This window comes from Frankia sp. Allo2, from assembly GCF_000733325.1.
GTDB lineage: Bacteria > Actinomycetota > Actinomycetes > Frankiales > Frankiaceae > Frankia > Frankia casuarinae.
In genome coordinates this window covers 43,025-60,883 of the sequence record NZ_JPHT01000024.1, presented here as the reverse complement: position 1 = coordinate 60,883, position 17,859 = coordinate 43,025, and the positions used below count along the sequence as shown (strand labels likewise).

16 protein-coding genes and 2 pseudogenes are annotated in these 17,859 nt (G+C 71.5%); 5 read left to right on the top strand and 13 right to left on the bottom strand.

The genetic code is table 11. The features are described from left to right. Positions 1 to 42 precede the first annotated feature (42 nt). The 3 genes from ALLO2_RS15895 to ALLO2_RS15885 all read right to left on the bottom strand — a co-directional run bounded on the left by ALLO2_RS15895 (position 43) and on the right by ALLO2_RS15885 (position 4,510). The gene (locus tag ALLO2_RS15895; RefSeq protein ID WP_035733062.1) at positions 43 to 678 is read right to left on the bottom strand and encodes a response regulator transcription factor; all 636 of its coding nucleotides are present in this window, start codon (positions 676 to 678) and stop codon (positions 43 to 45) included. A 229-nt stretch (positions 679 to 907) separates the two neighbouring features. Next, positions 908 to 1,774, bottom strand: a complete 867-nt coding sequence (locus ALLO2_RS15890) for an SAM-dependent methyltransferase (RefSeq protein WP_023841321.1) — start codon at positions 1,772 to 1,774, stop codon at positions 908 to 910. Positions 1,775 to 1,852: 78 nt separating this feature from the next. Continuing rightward, positions 1,853 to 4,510, bottom strand: a complete 2,658-nt coding sequence (locus tag ALLO2_RS15885) for an RNA helicase (protein ID WP_084588454.1) — start codon at positions 4,508 to 4,510, stop codon at positions 1,853 to 1,855. A 544-nt stretch (positions 4,511 to 5,054) separates the two neighbouring features. Here ALLO2_RS15885 and ALLO2_RS15880 point away from each other — a divergent pair. Next, a pseudogene (locus ALLO2_RS15880) lies at positions 5,055 to 5,963 on the top strand (acyl-CoA desaturase). Positions 5,964 to 6,153: 190 nt separating this feature from the next. Here the strand turns inward: ALLO2_RS15880 and ALLO2_RS15875 are convergent. Continuing rightward, entirely contained in the window at positions 6,154 to 6,501 is a 348-nt protein-coding gene (locus tag ALLO2_RS15875; protein WP_011436676.1) for a hypothetical protein, read from the bottom strand. Between the two features lie 237 nt (positions 6,502 to 6,738). Between ALLO2_RS15875 and ALLO2_RS15870 the strand changes: the two genes are divergently transcribed. Together ALLO2_RS15870 and ALLO2_RS15865 are read left to right on the top strand one after the other, a co-directional pair. Beyond that, positions 6,739 to 7,137 (top strand): hypothetical protein, encoded by a 399-nt coding sequence (locus ALLO2_RS15870; protein WP_011436677.1) that lies wholly within the window; start codon positions 6,739 to 6,741, stop codon positions 7,135 to 7,137. Between the two features lie 94 nt (positions 7,138 to 7,231). Continuing rightward, a pseudogene (locus ALLO2_RS15865) lies at positions 7,232 to 7,723 on the top strand (recombinase family protein); the annotation flags it as partial. A gap of 39 nt (positions 7,724 to 7,762) precedes the next feature. Here the strand turns inward: ALLO2_RS15865 and ALLO2_RS15860 are convergent. The 5 genes from ALLO2_RS15860 to ALLO2_RS15835 form a co-directional block, all read right to left on the bottom strand. Further along, positions 7,763 to 8,014: a hypothetical protein gene (locus tag ALLO2_RS15860; RefSeq protein ID WP_023841324.1), complete on the bottom strand. Its 252-nt coding sequence runs from the start codon at positions 8,012 to 8,014 to the stop codon at positions 7,763 to 7,765. Positions 8,015 to 8,316: 302 nt separating this feature from the next. After that, on the bottom strand, positions 8,317 to 8,796 hold the full coding sequence (locus tag ALLO2_RS28310; RefSeq protein ID WP_011436680.1) for a DUF397 domain-containing protein: 480 nt from the start codon (positions 8,794 to 8,796) through the stop codon (positions 8,317 to 8,319). A 12-nt stretch (positions 8,797 to 8,808) separates the two neighbouring features. Further along, on the bottom strand, positions 8,809 to 9,204 hold the full coding sequence (locus ALLO2_RS15845; RefSeq protein WP_011436681.1) for a DUF5753 domain-containing protein: 396 nt from the start codon (positions 9,202 to 9,204) through the stop codon (positions 8,809 to 8,811). Between the two features lie 599 nt (positions 9,205 to 9,803). Then, on the bottom strand, positions 9,804 to 10,223 hold the full coding sequence (msrB, locus tag ALLO2_RS15840; RefSeq protein WP_011436682.1) for a peptide-methionine (R)-S-oxide reductase MsrB: 420 nt from the start codon (positions 10,221 to 10,223) through the stop codon (positions 9,804 to 9,806). Further along, positions 10,220 to 10,738 carry a hypothetical protein gene (locus tag ALLO2_RS15835; protein WP_035732999.1) on the bottom strand — a complete coding sequence of 173 codons (519 nt, stop codon included), beginning with the start codon at positions 10,736 to 10,738 and terminating at the stop codon, positions 10,220 to 10,222. Before ALLO2_RS15835 ends, msrB begins: the two co-directional genes overlap by 4 nt. A 96-nt stretch (positions 10,739 to 10,834) precedes the next feature. On the opposite strand from ALLO2_RS15835, the gene ALLO2_RS15830 reads away from it, so the two are divergent. Continuing rightward, the gene (locus tag ALLO2_RS15830; RefSeq protein ID WP_011436684.1) at positions 10,835 to 11,185 is read left to right on the top strand and encodes an RNA polymerase-binding protein RbpA; all 351 of its coding nucleotides are present in this window, start codon (positions 10,835 to 10,837) and stop codon (positions 11,183 to 11,185) included. A gap of 302 nt (positions 11,186 to 11,487) precedes the next feature. Here the strand turns inward: ALLO2_RS15830 and ALLO2_RS15825 are convergent, their stop codons facing one another. From ALLO2_RS15825 to ALLO2_RS15810, 4 genes are all read right to left on the bottom strand, one after another. After that, on the bottom strand, positions 11,488 to 12,327 hold the full coding sequence (locus tag ALLO2_RS15825) for a polyprenol monophosphomannose synthase (RefSeq protein ID WP_232235130.1): 840 nt from the start codon (positions 12,325 to 12,327) through the stop codon (positions 11,488 to 11,490). Between the two features lie 148 nt (positions 12,328 to 12,475). Beyond that, a complete protein-coding gene (lnt, locus tag ALLO2_RS15820) occupies positions 12,476 to 14,068 on the bottom strand; it encodes an apolipoprotein N-acyltransferase (RefSeq protein ID WP_232235129.1) in 1,593 nt (530 codons plus the stop codon). Positions 14,069 to 14,384: 316 nt separating this feature from the next. Next, positions 14,385 to 16,031, bottom strand: coding sequence for an amidohydrolase (locus ALLO2_RS15815; protein WP_084588453.1), 1,647 nt, complete (start codon positions 16,029 to 16,031; stop codon positions 14,385 to 14,387). A 91-nt stretch (positions 16,032 to 16,122) separates the two neighbouring features. Next, complete coding sequence (locus ALLO2_RS15810) at positions 16,123 to 16,563, bottom strand: Lrp/AsnC family transcriptional regulator (protein WP_193359376.1); 441 nt, start codon at positions 16,561 to 16,563, stop codon at positions 16,123 to 16,125. Positions 16,564 to 16,720: 157 nt separating this feature from the next. On the opposite strand from ALLO2_RS15810, the gene ALLO2_RS15805 reads away from it, so the two are divergent. Continuing rightward, positions 16,721 to 17,644, top strand: coding sequence for a 5'-3' exonuclease (locus ALLO2_RS15805; protein ID WP_198031022.1), 924 nt, complete (start codon positions 16,721 to 16,723; stop codon positions 17,642 to 17,644). Positions 17,645 to 17,859 lie beyond the last annotated feature (215 nt).

Genomic DNA, 17,859 nt, shown 5'->3' with positions numbered 1-17,859 from the left:
CGCGACCATCCCCGCGCGGTGCCGTCGCGTCTCCGGGCGCCGTCACTTCTCGATGCGGGTGGCGTACACGGCGGCCTGGGTGCGGCTGGACAGCTCCAGCTTCTCCAGGATGGCCGAGACGTAGTTCTTCACCGTCTTCTCGGACAGGTGGATCCGCCCGGCGATCTGCCGGTTGGTCAGCCCCTCCGCGATGAGGACGAGGATCTGGCGTTCCCGCTCGCCGAGGGTGGCAAGCTTGCGGTCCTCGGCCGGGCCCTCCCGCAACCGGGTGAGGACCCGCTGGGTGACGGCCGGGTCGAGCAGGGAACGGCCCGCGGCGATTGTCCGGATGGCGCCGACCAGGTCCGTGCCCCTGATCTGCTTGAGCAGGTAGCCGGCGGCCCCGGCCATGATGGCGGCGAACAGGGCGTCATCGTCGTCGTAGGAGGTGAGGATCAGGCAGCCGATCTCGGGGTGCGCCGAGCGCAGATCCCGGCAGACGTCGATACCGTTGCCGTCCTCGAGGCGGGCGTCGAGCACGGCCACGTCCGGCCTCGTCGCCGGGATCCGGCGCAGTGCCTCCGCCGCGGTGGACGCCTCTCCGACAACCTCGATGTCACCGTTCTCGGAGAGCATCTCGCGGATGCCACGCCGGACGATCTCATGATCGTCCAGGAGGAAGACCCGTACGGTGCTCACGGTGCCGACGATACTCACGGTGCCGACGATACCGTCCATGGTCGTCGCCCGGACCGGTTCGGCATGGTGCCGGGAGGGTGCGCGGGTGCGGGCGGGCCCGTTGCGGGCCCGTTCGAGCCGTCCGGCGCACCCGGGTGAACCCGCCCGCGTGAGCGCACCGCCCCCGGCCCGGGGCCCGCAGCGGCTGGCGGCCGCACAACCGGTGAGAGCCGGCGGTTACCCGAGATGGCTACCCGAGGCGGGCGACGCCGCCGTAGACACTGACCTCGGCATCGGTCGGCCCCTCGCCCTCGGCGGCGGGCTCCTCCGGCCGCCACCGATGGACCATCTCCACCCCGGGATCGATGAGCTCCAGGTCGGCGAAGAACCGTTCCACTTCGGCCCGGGTGCGCTGCTGCCCGGGGATGCCCCGGGAGCGGTACGTGATGAAGAGCTGCTCCATGCCGGGGTTGACGTCGGCGGTGGCGTGGGTGAGCGCCAGATAACTGCCCGACGGCAGGGCCGCCAGCAGCCGGCCGAGGATGCCGTAGGGGTCATCCGCGTCGGGGATGAAATGGAAGATCGCGATCATGGACAGGGCGACCGGCTGAGTCAGGTCGAGGGTGTCGCGCAGTTCCGGGGCGGCCAGAATGCGCTCCGGGTCGCGCAGATCCGCGTCGAGGTAGGCGGTGCGGCCCTCGGGAGTGCTGGCGAGCAGGGCCCGGGCGTGGGCGAGCACGATCGGGTCGTTGTCGGTGTAGACGATCCGGGCGTCGGGGGCGATGCCCTGGGCGATCTCGTGCAGGTTCGGGGACGTGGGGATGCCGGTGCCGATGTCGAGGAACTGGCGGATCCCGACCTCGGTGGCCAGGAACCGGGTCGCCCGGCGCAGGAACGCCCGGTTCTCCACCGCGGCGATGCTGGCGCCCGGGAAGGCGGCCCGTGCCTGCTCGGCCGCCTCCCGATCAACGGGGAAGTTGTCCTTGCCACCCAGGAAGTAGTCGTACATCCGGGCCGCGTGCGGCTGGTCGGTCCTGAGGTCGACCGGGCTGCGTTCCTCCGCAAGGCTCTTCCACCACTGCCCGACCTCTGGGTCGTGTCGGTCCGCGCTCGTCACCGCAATCAGCCCCTTGGTAATTGGACGATCCTTACCAAATACCCTAGTGGGGGCGGATTTCGTGTTCCTTTACGGGCGTCAGAATCGGTCGACGGCGGTGACCCGGACCNCCGCGNCCCCCGCCTCGTCCGAGGCGGTCAGGTCGATCTCCGCGCTGAAGCCCCAGTCATGGTCCCCGGCCGGGTCGTCGAAGATCTGTCGCGCCGTCCACGTCCCCGGCGTCCCCGGCTTCTCGTCGAGGATGAGCAGACCCGGCCCCCGCGCGTCCGGACCGGTGCCGATCTCGCCATGCTCGGCGAAGTACGGCTCCAACGCCGCCCGCCACCCGTCGGCGTCGAACCCGCCGTCATACCCGCCGTCGAGCTCGCCGAGCGTGTCGTAGCGGCGCAGCGCGGCAAGCTCGACCCGGCGGAACAGCGCGTTGCGCACCAACNCCCGAAATGCCCGGATGTTGCCCGTGACCGCCGGTGGCCGCTCGTCGACGCCACCACCGCTCGCCGTGGTGCCCGCCGTGGCGCCCGCGCCGTCCCCGGCCGGGTTGCTCAGCCGCTCCCACTCGTCGAGGAGGCTGGAGTCGGTCTGGCGGACCAGTTCCCCCAGCCACTCGGTCAGGTCGACGACCTCCTCGGTGCGGGCGTCCTCGGGCACCGTCTGGCGCAGCGCCTTGTAGGCGTCGGCCAGGTAGCGCAGCAGCAGCCCCTCGGAGCGGGCCAGCCCGTAGAACGCCACGTACTCGGCGAACGTCATCGCCCGCTCGTAGAGCTCCCGCGCCACCGACTTCGGCGCCAGCTCGTAGTCGTCGACCCAGGGATGCCCCCGCCGGTACAGGCCGAACGCCGCGCCCAGCAGCTCCGCCAGCGGCTGGGGATAGCTGACCTCCTCCAGCAGCTCCATCCGCCGGTCGTAGTCGACGCCCTCGGCCTTCATCGCCGCGACCGCCTCCCCCTTCGCCTTCGACAGCTGGGCGTGCAGCACCTGCCGGGGATTGTCCAGGGTCGCCTCCAGCACCGAAAGCACATCCAGCGCATAGGAGGGGGAGGCCGGGTCGAGCAGCTCCAGCGCGGCCAGCGCGAACGGGGACAGCGGCTGATTGAGCGCGAAGTCGAGCTGCAGGTCCACCGTCACCCGCACGCCGCGGCCAAGCTCGTCGGGGGTGTCGAGGCGCTCCACCACCCCGGCCGCCAGCAGCGCCCGGTAGATCGCGATCGCCCGGTGGATCAGCCGGCGCTGAGTGGCGCGATCCGAATGGTTGTCGGTGAGCAGGTGGCGCATCGACGCGAACGCGTCCCCCGGCCGGTTGATCACGTTGAGCAGCATCGCGTGGTTCACGGTGAACTGGGAGGTCAACGGCTCGGGTTCGGCCGCGATGAGCCGTTCGAACGTCGCCAGGCCGTACCCGACGCTGCCCTCGGGGGGCTTCTTGCGGACCACCTTGCGCCGCTTCTTCGGATCGTCCCCGGCCTTCGCCAACGCGCGTTCGTTTTCGATCACATGCTCGGGGGCCTGCACGACGACGTTGCCGACCGGGTCGTAGCCGGCCCGCCCGGCCCGCCCGGCGATCTGATGGAACTCCCGTGCCGACAGCAGCCGCACCCTGCTCCCGTCGTACTTCGACAGGGAGGTGAACACCACCGTGCGGATCGGCACATTGATCCCCACCCCCAGGGTGTCCGTGCCGCAGATGACTTTCAGTAGCCCCGCCTGGGCGAGCTGCTCCACCAGCCGGCGGTACTTCGGCAGCATTCCGGCGTGATGCACCCCGATGCCGTGGCGGACCAGCCGGGACAGCACCTTGCCGAACCCGGCGGTGAACCGGAAGTTCCCGATCGTCCTCGCGATCGCGTCCTTCTCCGCCCGGGTCGACACGTTCACGCTCATCAGCGCCTGCGCCCGTTCCAACGCCTGCGCCTGGGTGAAGTGCACGACGTAGACGGGAGCCTGGTGGGTCTCCAGCAGCTCACCGATCGTCTCGTGCATCGGCGTGGTGACGAACCGGTAGAACAGCGGCACCGGACGCTGCGCGGAGCGCACCACCGTGGTCTCGCGCCCGGTGCGCCGCGTCAGGTCCGCCTCGAACAGCGACACGTCACCGAGCGTCGCCGACATCAGGATGAACTGGGTGTGCGGCAGTTCCAGCAGCGGCACCTGCCAGGCCCAGCCGCGGTCGGGGTCGGCGTAGTAGTGGAACTCGTCCATGACGACCTGACCGACGTCGGCGGCGACCCCGTCGCGCAGCGCGATGTTCGCCAGTACCTCCGCCGTGCAGCAGATGATCGGCGCCGTGTCGTTCACGCTGGCGTCCCCGGTCATCATCCCGACCTGCGCCGCGCCGAACATCGCGCACAACGCGAAGAACTTCTCCGACACCAGCGCCTTGATCGGCGCGGTGTAGAAGGTACGCCGCCGCGCCGCCAGCGCCGCGAAGTGCGCCCCCGCCGCGACCAGGCTCTTGCCCGACCCGGTCGGCGTCGCCAGGATCACGTTCGACCCCGAGACGATCTCGATCAGCGCCTCGGACTGCGCCGGGTACAGCTCCAGCCCCTGCTCTGCGACCCACCTGGTGAACGCGTCATAGAGTGCGTCGGGATCGGGCCCGCCGCCGGGCCCGTCGTCGGGGCCGGTCAGGTCCGGGTTCTTCGAGTCGGGGTCCTTCGGGTGGGGGTCCTTCGGGTGGGCGGCCCGTTCGCCGTCATGGCCGGTGCCGGAAGTCGGGGGAAGGTGGTCGGTGAGTGTCATGGTCGTTCGATCGTGCCTGACGAACGCCGCCCACGGCTCTCGGGTGGGCGGCCCGTGACGCTCTGCTACCCGGGACGGACGGTGTTCGTGAAGTCCGCTTTCCGCGCCTCGATGCGGGGGTACACCCAACCCGGTTCTGGCGGGTAGCACCAACGCCCCGATCCGGAAAACCGACCACAGGTAGCACTGACAATCCCCCAGACACGGAGGGAAACACGTGTCCCGTGAATCCGAACTGCAGTCGGCCATCGCCGCCTCTGCCGCTGTATCCGGCAGCACCGATTCCGTTATCATAAAATCTACCGTCACCACGTCCGGTACGGCTACCACGTCCGGTACGGCCAAATCCATCCCCACGACCACCCTCGGATCGGGCACCCTCGGATCGGGCACCCTCGGTTCTGCCGCGGCGCGCGTCGCAGCATCCCGGCCCGGTGACTACGACGGGTGTCCGCCGGGCCGGTCCCGCCCCGACCCGACCCTGCCGTCGGGGCCGCCGCTCCCGGCCAGGGCCACCGGGCCGAGGCGGTCGACCCGTCCCGACGTGGCGGACCAGTCGAAGACCCTCGGCGAGCAGGTTCTGCTCGCGTTCTTCATCGTCGTGCCCCTGCTTGCCCTGCTCGCCGCGGTCCCGCTGGCCTGGGGGTGGGGGCTGGGCTGGCACGACCTGGTCATCGGTGCCGTCATGTACCTGATCACCGGATTCGGTGTCACCGTGGGCTACCACCGGCTGTTCACGCATGGTTCCTTCCGGACCGGTCGGCCGCTGCGGATAATCCTCGCCGTCGCCGGGAGCCTCGCCATCGAAATGGGGGTGACCGACTGGGTCGCGGCCCACCGGCGGCATCACAAATACTCCGACCAGGCAGCTGATCCGCATTCACCGTGGCGTTTCGGTCATCATGGCAGGGGCCTGGCGAAAGGGTTCCTGCACGCCCATGTCGGATGGCTTTTCCACCCGGAACGGACCGCGCCGGAGACGTTCTGCCCGGATCTGCTCGCCGATCGGGACATCGCGGCGATCTCGGCCCGCTTCCCCTGGCTCGTCGCCGCCTCGGTGCTGCTGCCGCCGCTGGTCGGCGGCCTGTGGAGCATGTCCTGGGCCGGGGCCGCGACCGCGTTGTTCTGGGGAGCGCTGGTCCGTATCGCGCTGCTGCACCACGTCACCTTCTCCATCAACTCGATCTGCCACACGATCGGCACCCGACCGTTCGCGGCCCGGGACCGCTCCAGCAACGTGTGGTGGCTGGCCATNCCCTCGCTGGGGGAGTCGTGGCACAACCTGCNCCNCNCCGNCCCCACCAGCGCCCGCCACGGCGTCCTGCCCGGCCAGATCGATCCCAGCGCCGCACTCATCCGCCTGTTCGAGAAGCTCGGCTGGGCGCACGACGTGCGGTGGCCCACCGCCAAACGGATCGCCGCCCGCCGAGTGGACGCCGGCGCGGGGCGTTGAGAAACGACGTCGAACGTCATAGCTTGGCCGGAAAAAACCGGCATGGGCTTTAAGCGTGCCATCTCGGTCGAATCTTCACTGCCGGGCCCCTTTACCCCAACGGAAGCGTCCCTGGACGGGGGAGAGCGGTCTGCGACGGCGTCCGGGTGCTGCGGGACCGCAGCCGGGGAACACAAGGGGGAGGGCTCGGTCAGCCGGCCATCCGTACCGTGCCGGCGCCACCTCGGGCCCCGCCTCCGGCGCCACCGCGGGCGCCCGCGGGGCCGGCCGAACCGCCTTGCCGGTCGGAGACCCGCAGGATGCGGCCGGGCGGCTGTTCGTCTCCGCTGAGCCAGTATCCGCGGTCGCGGCGTAACCCGGCCCGTTCCGGGGAAAGACAGGCCCCCTTCACCCGATGCGCGTCGAAGCCGGTGGTGGTGCCGGCGAAGGTCTCGTGGCAGGACGGGCAGTGCGCCGCGGTCAGCGCCGTCCAGCGCACGTCGCAGCCGCCGCAGCTGAGCAGGATGGGGCGTTCGTACTCGCTGTCCCGTCCTGCCATGAAACCGCCTCTTCCCGCGAAGGTTCCGATCTCCCGTCGTCGGATTCTTGCCGCTCAACGTTTCCAACGTGGGCATTTCGGCTTTCTAGCTCTTCGGGCGCGTCGCGTCACCGGGCTGCCACTGGCCGCCGGGGGTGCCGTGGACCCTGGCACCGCGACCGTGAGTACTGGCCCGACAGCCGTGAGCACCGTCCCGGAGGGGCGCGAACTGTCGGACCCGCCGGTGAGAATCGACCAGTGACGTCGGCATCCCCGTCCTACCCGGAGTCGGGCCTGCTCGCCCGGCTGCGGGCCGACGGGTTCGTCCGCCGGGATCTGCTCGCCCTGGTCCCGCTGGGCGGAGCCGGCCTCGGGGTGGCCTACCGGCCCCGGGCCGCGTCCGCGCCCACGGTGAGCGGTGGCACCGGTCGGGAGGACACGGACGGTCGGGAGGGTGCGGACAGCCCGGAGGGTCTGAAGGGTAGGGACGGCCCGCGTGGGGCGGGCGGTGCGGTGGCGCCGGGCGTGGTGCGGCTCGCGGTTCCCCTGGCCGGGGCCGGCCAGGCCGCGCGGGTGCTCGCCGGGATCGAGGCGTTGCTGGCACCCCGCTGGGTCTGGTGGTCGGCGCGGTCCGCGACGCGCGTGCCGCTCGCCTAGACGGGGTCGAGGCCGAGCGGCTGTTCACGGACAAGGCGTCCGGGAAGGATGCCGATCGGCCGAAGCTCGACGAGATGCTCGCGTTTGTCCGCNGCTGTTCACGGACAAGGCGTCCGGGAAGGATGCCGATCGGCCGAAGCTCGACGAGATGCTCGCGTTTGTCCGCGAGGGCGACACCGTGCTCGTGCACTCGATGGACCGCCTCGCCCGCAACCTTGACGATCTGCGCCGCATCGTGCGGACCCTCACGGCCAAGGGCGTGCGGGTCGAGTTCGTCAAGGAGGGCCTGACCTTCATCGGCGAGGACTCGCCGATGGCGACCCTGCTGCTGTCCGTCATGGGCGCGTTCGCCGAGTTCGAGCGCGCACTGATCCTCGAACGCCGGCGCGAGGGCATCGCCGCCGCGAAGCAGCGCGGCGCCTACACCGGCCGCAAGCCCGCCCTGACCCCGGGCCAGGCCCGGGATCTGGTCGCGCGCGCCGCCGCCGGCGAGCAGAAGTCCGATCTGGCCCGCGAGTTCGGCGTCAGCCGCGAGACGGTGTACAGCTACCTGCGCGCCACCGAGACGGCAGCTGCCGCGGGCTGAGTCGACACGGCCTGCCAGACCCGTCCGACGGCTCAGCGCTCACGGGACGGACTCGGTGAGGAACGCCGCGATGGTGTCGAGACCGGGGCGGTAGCCGTCGCTGGTGTCGACGGGGAGCCGCGGGAGGTCCAGGCTGATGTCGACGAAGCCATCCAGAGAGTGGCGGCCGGCGGCGATGTCGTCGAGGAGGTCGCGGTCGCCGTGGGCAGTGCGGTGGGGATCGAGCCCGGCGCGGGTGGTGATCCGCTGGTGGGCGACGGCGGCGTCGACGGTGCAGCGGATGATTCGCACGTCGGCGTGGGCGGTGAGCGGTTCCAGATGGGGGTCCAGAGCCGGTCCTGGAACGCGGCCTCTGCCACGACGGTGACGCCCGCTTACGCCAGGCCTCCCCGGACTGCCAGTGCGTATCACTGCGCACAGCTCTGCACAGTGCAGCAACGCACATCGTGAGGGCAGTATCCGAGTTCGGACCGAATGTGACAAGCCCCAACGGGTTTCGGCGCCGCGCGGCGGGGCGAAAGGACGCGAGAACGCGTCAGGGGCCGCAGCCCTCTGAATGGCTGCGGCCCCTGACGGCTGGGACGTCGGTGACGCTACCGGCTGGGGCGCCCTGGCTCCTCCGCCAGGCCGCCGGGCAGGTCGTCGAACTCGCCGGCCGTCACGCCGGCGACGAAGGCCTCCCACTCGACCTCGGTGAAGTAGAGGACCGGGCCATCCAAACCGGCGGTACCGCGCATCGTGATCGCCGGCCGTCCCGGCTCGAAGACCTTGTCGTCCCTGTGGAAGTCCGCTGGGACCTGCTCGGCCGGAATGTGCCCGGTGATGACGCCGCCGTCCCGGATCTGCGCGCCGGGCTGCCGCCTGGTCTGGTCGACGAAGGCCGCCCAGACGGCCGGGGTGAACCACAAATCAGGGCCTGACGGGAATTTGGAGTCGCGGACGCCTATCCGGCGGGCCGCGCCAGCCCCGGCCGCGGCCACCTGAACACAGTTGGCGGTCGGCTCGCTGCGGCTGGACTTGCGCCAGGCGGTGACGAGGGAGGCGAAGGCGGGGGTGCTCACGGCACTGTTCATGGTGGTCGCTTCCTAACGGTCAGGCAGCTTCGTCGCGGCCTGGCTGATGAACTCGACGCTGTCGCCGGGGGACAGCGCCACCTCGGCCAGCAGGTCGTACCGCTCGGCGTACCGTGCGACCTGCGCGGAATCCGTCACGATGACGTCGGTGGTGATGGACTCGATCGCCGCCACCACCGGGTCGCCCGGATCGGGATAGGTGTAGAGCGACAGCGCTCCCGGCAACGTCTGGTAGTCGCGGACCACCGCCTCGATCGGCAGCACCCGCACCGTGACGTTCTCCTCGTCGGCCCGAGCCGCCAGATGCGCGAGCTGCTCGCGCATCACCGGCGGCGGCGCGGACGGTCGCCGGACCGCGGCCTCGTCGATCAGCAGCTCGTAGCTCGGAGCGCCAGGTCGCCGCAGCATCCGCTGCCGACCCGCCCGACGATCCCGACGCGGCGGCGAACGTCGCCGTCCCGGAGGCGGCCCGGGGCAGGTTCGCCCGTAACGCCGTCATCCAGGGCGCGGCTGCCGAGCTGTTCAAGGCATGGGCGGTGACGGTCCGCTGGGGGACCGCGGACCGTGCCCAGGTCCCCCACATTCACTTCAAGATAATCAACAGTGTTGACGACATCTCACATGCCATGATCAAAAACAAAAACACCAACCAGCACCGGGGGAGTAAAGGCAGATCAAGCCAAGTTGATCATTGGTAGGCATGGAAGCCTCGTATGGCCGGTGACGGCCGGGTTTGACCGGCGGCATCCGGATGGGGGACATCGCTGGCCGGGGACGCCACCGGTCGAGGTGTGTCACGTTCAGCCGGGCCGGTGAATCAACTGCGGCTGAGCGGCCCGGGGCCGAGGAGGGGAGGCCCTGCGACCAGCTCTACTTGACATAATGCTCATTATCGGCGTTTTTGGTGGGTGGGGGAGGGCCCGGCGTGAACCCGCCGAGGTGTGGGCCCTGCTTCCCTGTGCCTGGCAGCCCGGGCTGCGGGGGAAACGGTTTACCTGGAGGCGGCTTCAGTGGGGGTCGAGGTCGAGGGCGAGGCTGTTCATGCAGTAGCGCTGGCCGGTGGGGCCGGGTCCGTCGTCGAAGACATGGCCGAGGTGTCCGCCGCAGCGGGCGCAGCGGACTTCGGTGCGGATCATGCCGTGGGAGTGGTCTTCGACGAGTTCGAGGGCGTCGGCGACGGCAGGTTGGGTGAAGCTGGGCCAGCCGGAGCCGGAGTCGTATTTGGTGTCGGAGGTGAACAGGGCGGCGCCGCAGCCGCCGCAGCGGTAGGTGCCGTTTTCTTTGCTGTAGGTGTAGGCGCCGGTGAAGGGGGGTTCGGTGGCGGCGCGGCGGAGGATGGCGTAGCGCTCGGGGTCGAGTTCGGCGCGCCACTGCTCGTCGGTCTTGACGATTTTGTCGGGTCCGGTGGTGTCGTGGGGGTCGGTCATGGTGTCGTGGCTGCCTTTCTGCGGGTGGGAGTGGGTGGGGCGGGGTGGTGGTGCTCTCCCCCGGTGTCGATGGTCGGTGGTGGGTCGGTGTTCGGGTGGTGTCGGGGCAGGGCGAGGGGGACGGCGGCGGTGACGCCGCCGAGGGCGGCGGTGGTCATGGCGGTGCCGATCATGGGNGGGAGTTCGCCGCGGGNGGTGGCGGTTGCAAGGACGGCAACGTCCGCGGCGTCGGCGATCATTCCGGTCCACAGCCAGGTGGTGGTGTCGCGGCGGGNGATCAGGGCGTGGAGGAGGCCGGTGCCGAGGGCGAGGTCGCGGATGCCGGCGAGTCGGGCGAGCCAGGCGAGTCTGCCGGCTGTGACGCGGTCGACGCCGGTGAGGCGGATGATGTCGACGGGGCGGCTGAGGGCGAGGATGCCGATGGTGGCGCGGGTGATGCCGAGGGTGGTGGTGTGCAGGGTTCGGGAGTGGGCGGTGCGGTATTTTGTGGTGGAGTGGGAGCGTTGGGTGTTCATGGTTGTGTTGGTGGTCCTTCGTCGGTGGGAACGCCTGGGCTGGCTGGAACGTTATCGAGGGGTAGTTGCACACGTCTCGACGCTCGGAGGAGTTATATGGGCGAGCGCATCCTGCGGGGAAGCCGTCTCGGTGCTGTGTCCTACGAGACTGACCGCAGCACCGAGCTTGCCCCACGGCAGTCCGCGTCCTACGACTGTCCGAACGGCCACCAGTTCACCATGCCCTTCGCGGCTGAGGCCGAGGTGCCGTCGGTGTGGGAGTGCAGGGTTTGTGGTGGGGCGTCGGTCATCGTCGATGGTGAGCGGCCTGAGCCGAAGAAGGCGAAGCCGCCGCGTACGCACTGGGACATGCTGATGGAGCGTCGGACGACGGATGACCTTGAAGAGGTCCTGGCGGAGCGGTTGGCCGTTCTGCGGGGTGCCGGTACGGACAGGCGTTCAGCCTGATCGGCCTGATCGTTTGGGTGGTTGTGCGGTAGGGGTCGGGCGCGGGGTGGTTGCCGTGTCCGACCTTTCGCCGTGTCCGCGGTCGGTTCGTTGTGTCGTGTTCGTGGGGTGGGCTGCCGGGCACGGGGCGGGTTGAGCCGTGCCCGGGCGGCCGTGGTGGCCGCGTCGGGTCCGGCCGGGTGTCGCATCGTGTTGTGCCGACTGGTTGCGTGCGGCCTCGGGTCGGGTGTTGGGCGGTCGGGTGTTGGGCGGTCGGGTGTTGGGCGGTGGTGGGGGGCCGGTTCGGCCGGTGGGCGTCGGATTCAGGCGTGGCCGGAGGTGACGTTGCGGTCCTGGGTGACGTTGCGGTCCTGGGTGACGTTGCGGTCCTGGGGGGTGTGGAGGGGCTCGTGGGGTGTGGTGTCGGTGGTTGTCTTCGGGGTGGGGCGGTGGCGTCGGGTGGTGGCGGCCCACCAGGCGACGCGCCAGAGGGCTTCGGCGACGACGGCGTTGCTCATCTTGGAGGTGCCGCGTTCGCGTTCGACGAAGGTGATGGGGACTTCGCGGACGCGGAAGCCGCGGCGCCAGGCCTGCCAGGCGAGGTCGACCTGGAAGCAGTAGCCCTGGGAGGTGACGCGGTGCAGGTCGCGGTCGCGGAGGACGTCGGCGCGGTAGGCGCGGAAGCCGGCGGTGGCGTCGCGTAGGGGTATGCCGAGGGCGGCGCGGACGTAGAGGTTGGCGCCGCGGGAGAGCAGGAAGCGGCGCCGCGGCCAGTTGCGGACCTCTCCCCCGGGTATCCAGCGGGATCCGATGACGAGGTCGGCGTGGTCGAGGGCGGCGAGCAGGCGGGGTAGCTGCTCGGGTTGGTGGGAGCCGTCGGCGTCCATTTCGACGATGACGGTGTAGCCGTGGTGTAGTGCCCAGGAGAACCCGGCGACGTAGGCGGTGCCGAGGCCGGATTTGCCTTCGCGGTGCAGGACGTGGATGTGGTCGTCGGAGGCGGCGAGTTCGTCGGCGATCTTCCCGGTGCCGTCGGGGCTGGCGTCGTCGATGACGAGCAGGTCGACCGTCGGGTTGGCCGTCCGCAGGCGGCGGGCGGTGTCCGGTAGGTTGTCCCGTTCGTTGTAGGTCGGGACGCAGACGACAACGCGGTTGGGATCCACGCGCTTCCTCTCCTGGTCAGGGACCATGTCCGCGGTGGTGTCTGCCCGGGTGGCGTCACGGTGGGTGGCGCTGTCGGTGTCGTTTCGCGGGGTCATGGGGTTTGGTGGTGTGCCGGCTACGGGGTGGCGGTCATGTCGGTGTTGGCGGTCATGTCGGTGTTGGCGGTGTCACGGTCCGGGCCGTGGGACGGGTTCGCCGGGCGTGGATCACCCCTGCCATCATGGCGGTCAGGCCGAGGGCGATGAGAACCGCCTCCGGGAGGATCCCGGCCTGGTCGGCGAGGGTGCGGGTGGTGCGTCGGGGTAGCGCGGCGGTGAGGATGCCTGCTTCGTAGAGGCCGGTTTTGGCGAGCAGGGTGCCGTCGGGAGTGATGAGGGCGCTTTCACCGCTGGTGGAGACCTGGACGGTGGCCCGGCCGTGTTCGACTGCGCGCAGACGTGACATGGCGAGTTGCTGTTGGCTTTCACCTTTGCGACCGAAGGATGCGTTGTTTGTCTGGATGACGAGGATATCGGCGCCGTGGTTGACGGTGTCGCGGACGAGGCCGTCGTAGGCGACTTCGAAGCAGATGATGTCTCCGATGGTGGTGCCGGCGGCGTGGAGCGCGCCGGGGGTGGTGCCGGCGAGGAAGTCGCTGGGCATCTCGTCGGCGAAGCGGTGGATGAGTTTTTCGAGTAGGGCGCGGCCGGGGAGGTATTCGGCGAAGGGGACGGGGTGGCGTTTGACGTACATCTGGCCGGTGAAGCCGTCAGCGGTCCAGATCATGCCGGCGTTGCGGAGGTGGCCTGGTCCGGGGCCGCCCAGGACGGCGCCGACGAGGAGGGGGGCGCCGGCGGTGCGGGCGGCGGCGCGCAGGGCGGTGGCGACGGCGGGGNTGGNGAGGGGGNCGAGGTCGGAGGAGTTCTCCGGCCACAGGACGAGGTCGGGTTGTGGGTGTGTTCCGGTGGTGACGTCGGTGGCGAGGTGCCTGGTGACGGTGACGTGGTTGGCGGTGACCTGGAAGGCGCGGCCGAGGGCGCGGTAGCCGCCGTCGGCGGGGACGTTTCCCTGGATGGCGGCGACGGTGAGGGTGCCGTGCTCGGGGGCGGTGGGCAGGGGTACGAGCAGGCCGGTGAGGGTGAGGGCGGCAGTGCCGAGGATGGGGGCGGCGAGGCGGCGGGCCGTGGCGGCTGTTGGGAGGGTGCGGGGGGTGGGTGTGCCGCGGGCGGGGGTGGTGATCCTGACGATGGTGAGGGCGGTCAGGGCGCCGGTGGCGGCGACGGCGGCGGTGACGGCGGGGGCGCCGCCGAGGGCGGCCAGGGCGGNGAAGGGGCTGTCGGGCTGGGTGAAGGCGAGTCGTCCCCAGGGGAAGCCGCCGAAGGGCGCTCGGCTGCGCAGCGCTTCCTGGGCGACCCAGACGGCGGCGGTCCACAGCCAGGCGCCGGGTAGCCGCCAGACGAGGGTGGTGGCGGGGGCGACGAGGGCGAGGATGGCGGCTTCGGCGAGGGAGAGCACGAGCCATCCGTCTGCGCCGACGAAGGAGACGAAGCGCAGGAGGGGGATGCAGAAGGCGAGGGAGAACAGCAGTCCCAGGCCGTAGGAGGCGCGCAGACGCCGGTTGCGGACGGCGAGGGTGAGCAGGGTGACCGCGACGGGGGCCAGGGGCCAGCAGCCGACCGGTGGGGTGGCGAGGTAGAGCAGGGCGCCGCCGAGGAGCGCGGCGAGTGGGCGTCGGGTGTGGCGGATCAGGGTGGATCTCAAGGTGGATCTCAGGGTGGGTTGCGGGTCCGCCGGGTCTGGCCGCGGGCCCATGCCTGGTTCGCCGTTCACGGGTGGTTCGCCGTTCACGCGCGGTTCGGGGACGGCTGGTGGGATGGGGGCCGTGTCACCGGCCGCTTGGTGGGGCGGGCGGGCGGGCGGTGGGGTCACTGGACCAGTTTCGGTCACACGGGTCGTGCTGAGCACGCCGGTCCTGGTCGGCGGGCGTGTGGCGGCCCTGACGCTCGAAGCTGACTCGAAGCCGAGGGGGACGCGGCCGCGCAGGACGGTGCGTGGGCAGGTCGGGCGGGGCCGGTGTTCAGGTGAGGGTGTCGTGCAGGATGCGGCCGCGCAGGACGGTGCGTAGGCAGGTCGGGGCGGGCGCGGACAGGTCGGGCAGGGCGGCGACGGCGCCGCGGGGGTCGGNGGACCAGGCGGCGATGCGGTCGTCGGGGACCTGGGCGACGAGTTCGCCGGGCACGGCCCAGACGGCGTAGGTGGCGGGGGCGCCGGGGGCGAGGGTGCCGTGGCCGTCGGTGTCGGCGCGGGCGGCGCGCCAGCCGCCTCGGGTCGCGGCGGTGAACGCGGCGCGGGCGGAGAGGCGGGCGGNGGGGGNGTGGNGGGTGACGGCGGCGCGTATGGCGCCCCAGGGGTCCAGGGGGGTGACGGGGGCGTCGGAGGAGAACGCCAGGGGGATGCCGGCGCGGTTCATGGCGGCGAAGGGGTTCATGGCGGCGGCACGGGTGGGGCCCAGGCGGGTGGCGTACATGCCGTTCTCGCCGCCCCAGCGGGCGTCGAAGGCGGGTTGGACGCTGGCGACGAGGCCGAGGGCGGCGATGCGGGGCAGGTGGTCGGGGGTGGTCATTTCGGCGTGTTCGAGGCGGTGGCGGGCGGCGGTGATCTGGTTGTGGCCGAGGGTGGTGGCGGCGGCTTCGAGGCCGTCCAGCACGGTGGTGATGGCGGCGTCGCCGATGGCGTGGAAGCCGGCCTGTAGGCCGGCGTCGGCGCAGTCGAGGACGGCGTCGCGGATGGTGTCGGCGTCGAGGTGGGTGGTGGCGCGGATGTGGGGGATGTCGGCGTAGGGGGTGTGCAGGGCGGCGGTGTGGGAGCCGAGGGAGCCGTCGACGAAGGCGTCGCCGCCCCAGGCGGTGCCGAGTTCGACGGCGGTGGCGATGTCCCCGGCCCAGTAGCCGACGATGTCGGGTCCGGGGACGGCGCGGGCGTGGGCGAGCAGGCCGGCGAGGTCGTCGGCGGAGGAGATGTCGGGTCCGGCCATCTCGTGCAGGGCGACGATGCCGAGGGCGGCGGCGCGGGTGCGGGTGGTGTTCCAGGCGTCGCGGCGCCCGGTGGGGGTCAGGGTGGCGTCGGCGGTCCGGCGGGCGAGGTGGTGGGCGTGGCCGGTGACGGTGCCGTCGGGGTGCCAGCCGGGGTGGTGGGGGGCGCCGGATGCGGCGGCGAGCGCGGAGGAGATCACCGCGCTGTGGCCGTCGACGCGGGCGAGGTAGACGACCGCGCCGCCAGCGGCGCGGTCGAGGTCGGTGGCGGTGGGTGGGCGTGGGTCGTCGGTCCAGGTGGTCTCGTCCCAGCCGGTGGCGAACAGGGTGGTGGTGGGGTGGCGGTGGGCGTGTGCGGTGAGGGCGCACAGGGCGGCGGCGCGGGTGGGGGTGCCGGTGAGGTCGAGGCCGGACAGGGCCAGGCCGGTGGCGGTGGTGTGGACGTGGGCGTCGACGAAGGCGGGGGTGATCAGGGCGTCGTCGAGGTCGATGACGGTGTCGGCGTCGAGATGGGTGGCGGCGGCGTCGCAGCCGACCCAGGCGATGGTGTCGCCGTCGGTGAGCATCGCGGTGGCGAACGGGTCGGCCGGGGTGTGGATGCGCCCGCCCCGGTACAGGATGGTGCGGGCGGGTCGGGGGGCGTCGTCGGTCACGGTGGTGAGTCTGCCGCCCTGGACGTGACGCGGATCCATCTGTTCGATCCGGGCGGTGGCCGTGCCCTGGTGCGGTGAGCGGCGCTCCGGTCCGGGGGCGGTCCGGGGCGGGGGTTGGTCCGGCGGGTGTTCACAGGGCGGGGGGGCGTCCTTCGTAGGGGGTGGAGAGCACGACCATGGTGCGGGTGGAGACGTTCGCGGCGGCGCGGATCTGCTGCAGCAGCGTCTCGAGGTCGCCGGGGGTGGCGACTCGCACCTTGAGCAGGTAGCTCTCGTCGCCGGCGACGCTGTGGCAGGCCTCGATCTCGACGATGTGGGCGAGCCGGTCGGCGGCGTCGTCGGGTTGGCTCGGGTCGATCGGTGTGATCGAGATGAAGGCGGTCAGGGGCAGGCCGACCTGGGCGGGGTCGACGAGCGCCGTGTAGGAGGTGATCACTCCACGCTGTTCCAGGCGTCGGACGCGCTGATGGACGGCGGAGACCGACAGGCCGGTGGCTCGGCCGAGGTCGGTGAAGCTCATACGCCCATCTCGGCACAGCATCTGCACGATTTGACGGTCGAGATCTTCCAGCACGTTCGGAGCGTATGCAGGAGGACGGGGGATGATGTGGATGTTTCTGGTCCGTGGTCTGGTCCCGTGGGGATAGCCGCTGGGATGGGTACCGGCTGTGTGCGGGGAGGGTGGGACGGTGTTTGTGGGTGAGCGGGCGGGGGCGGACGGTCGGCTGATGCTTGTCGACACCCCGTCGCTGTACTTCCGGTCGTTTTTCGGGGTGCCGCGTTCGGTGCGGGCTCCCGACGGCACGCCGGTGAACGCGGTGCGGGGACTGCTCGACGTGCTGGCCCGGCAGATCGGCGAGGTGCGCCCGAAGCGGGTCGTGGCGTGTTTCGACGCCGACTGGCGGCCGGCGTTCCGGGTGGCGCTGCTGGCGTCCTACAAGGCGCACCGGGTCGCCGACGTCGGGGCCGGCGAGGCCGGCGGGGGCGGGCAGGNCGAGCGGGNGGNCGGCGACCTGCTCGCCCAGCTCCCGATCATCGACGAGGTCCTCGACGCGTTCGGGATCGCCCGGGCGGAGGCCGCCGGGTTCGAGGCTGACGACGTGATCGCGACGCTGGCGACCCGTCACCGGGGGGAGGTGGACATTCTGACCGGTGACCGGGACCTGTTCCAGCTCGTCGACGACGCGGCCGGGGTGCGGGTGCGGTACGCGGTGGAGAAGTTCGCGGTGGTGGACGAGGCGGCGGTGACGGCACGCTACGGCGTTCCGGGGCGGGCCTATGCCGATTTCGCGGTGCTGCGCGGTGATCCCAGTGACGGGTTGCCGGGGGTGGCGGGGATCGGGGCGAAGACCGCCGCGGCGCTGCTGACCCGGTTCGGGTCGCTCGCGGCGGTGCTCGCCGCGGTTGACGCCGACGGCGGCGCGGGTCTGCCGGCCGGGGCGCGGCGTCGGTTGCGGGGCGCCCGGGACTATGTGCGTGCCGCGGTGGGGGTGGTGGCGGTGGTGCGGGACGTGCCGGTGGGTGCCTTCGCTGATCTGCTGCCGGCGGCGCCGGTCGATCCGGCGGCGGTGGGGGCGCTCGCCGAACGGTGGGGGCTGACCGGTTCGTGCACGCGGCTGGTGCGGGCGCTGGCCGAGGCCGCGGGTGGCTGAGGCCGTGGACGGCCTCAGCCGGCGTGTTCGTCCGGTTGCCGATTGAGCGGGCGTGTTCGTCCGGCTGTCGCAGTGACGCGCAGGGTCATCTCGGCGGGNGGGNGGNGGGGCTGCCCGTCATGGCGCTGCCCTGGTGACGGTAGGTTTCCCTGCGTACCTCGGCGTGGGCACACGCAGGCGGTGCGCCGGTTGACGTCGCGGGGGCGGATCGTCGC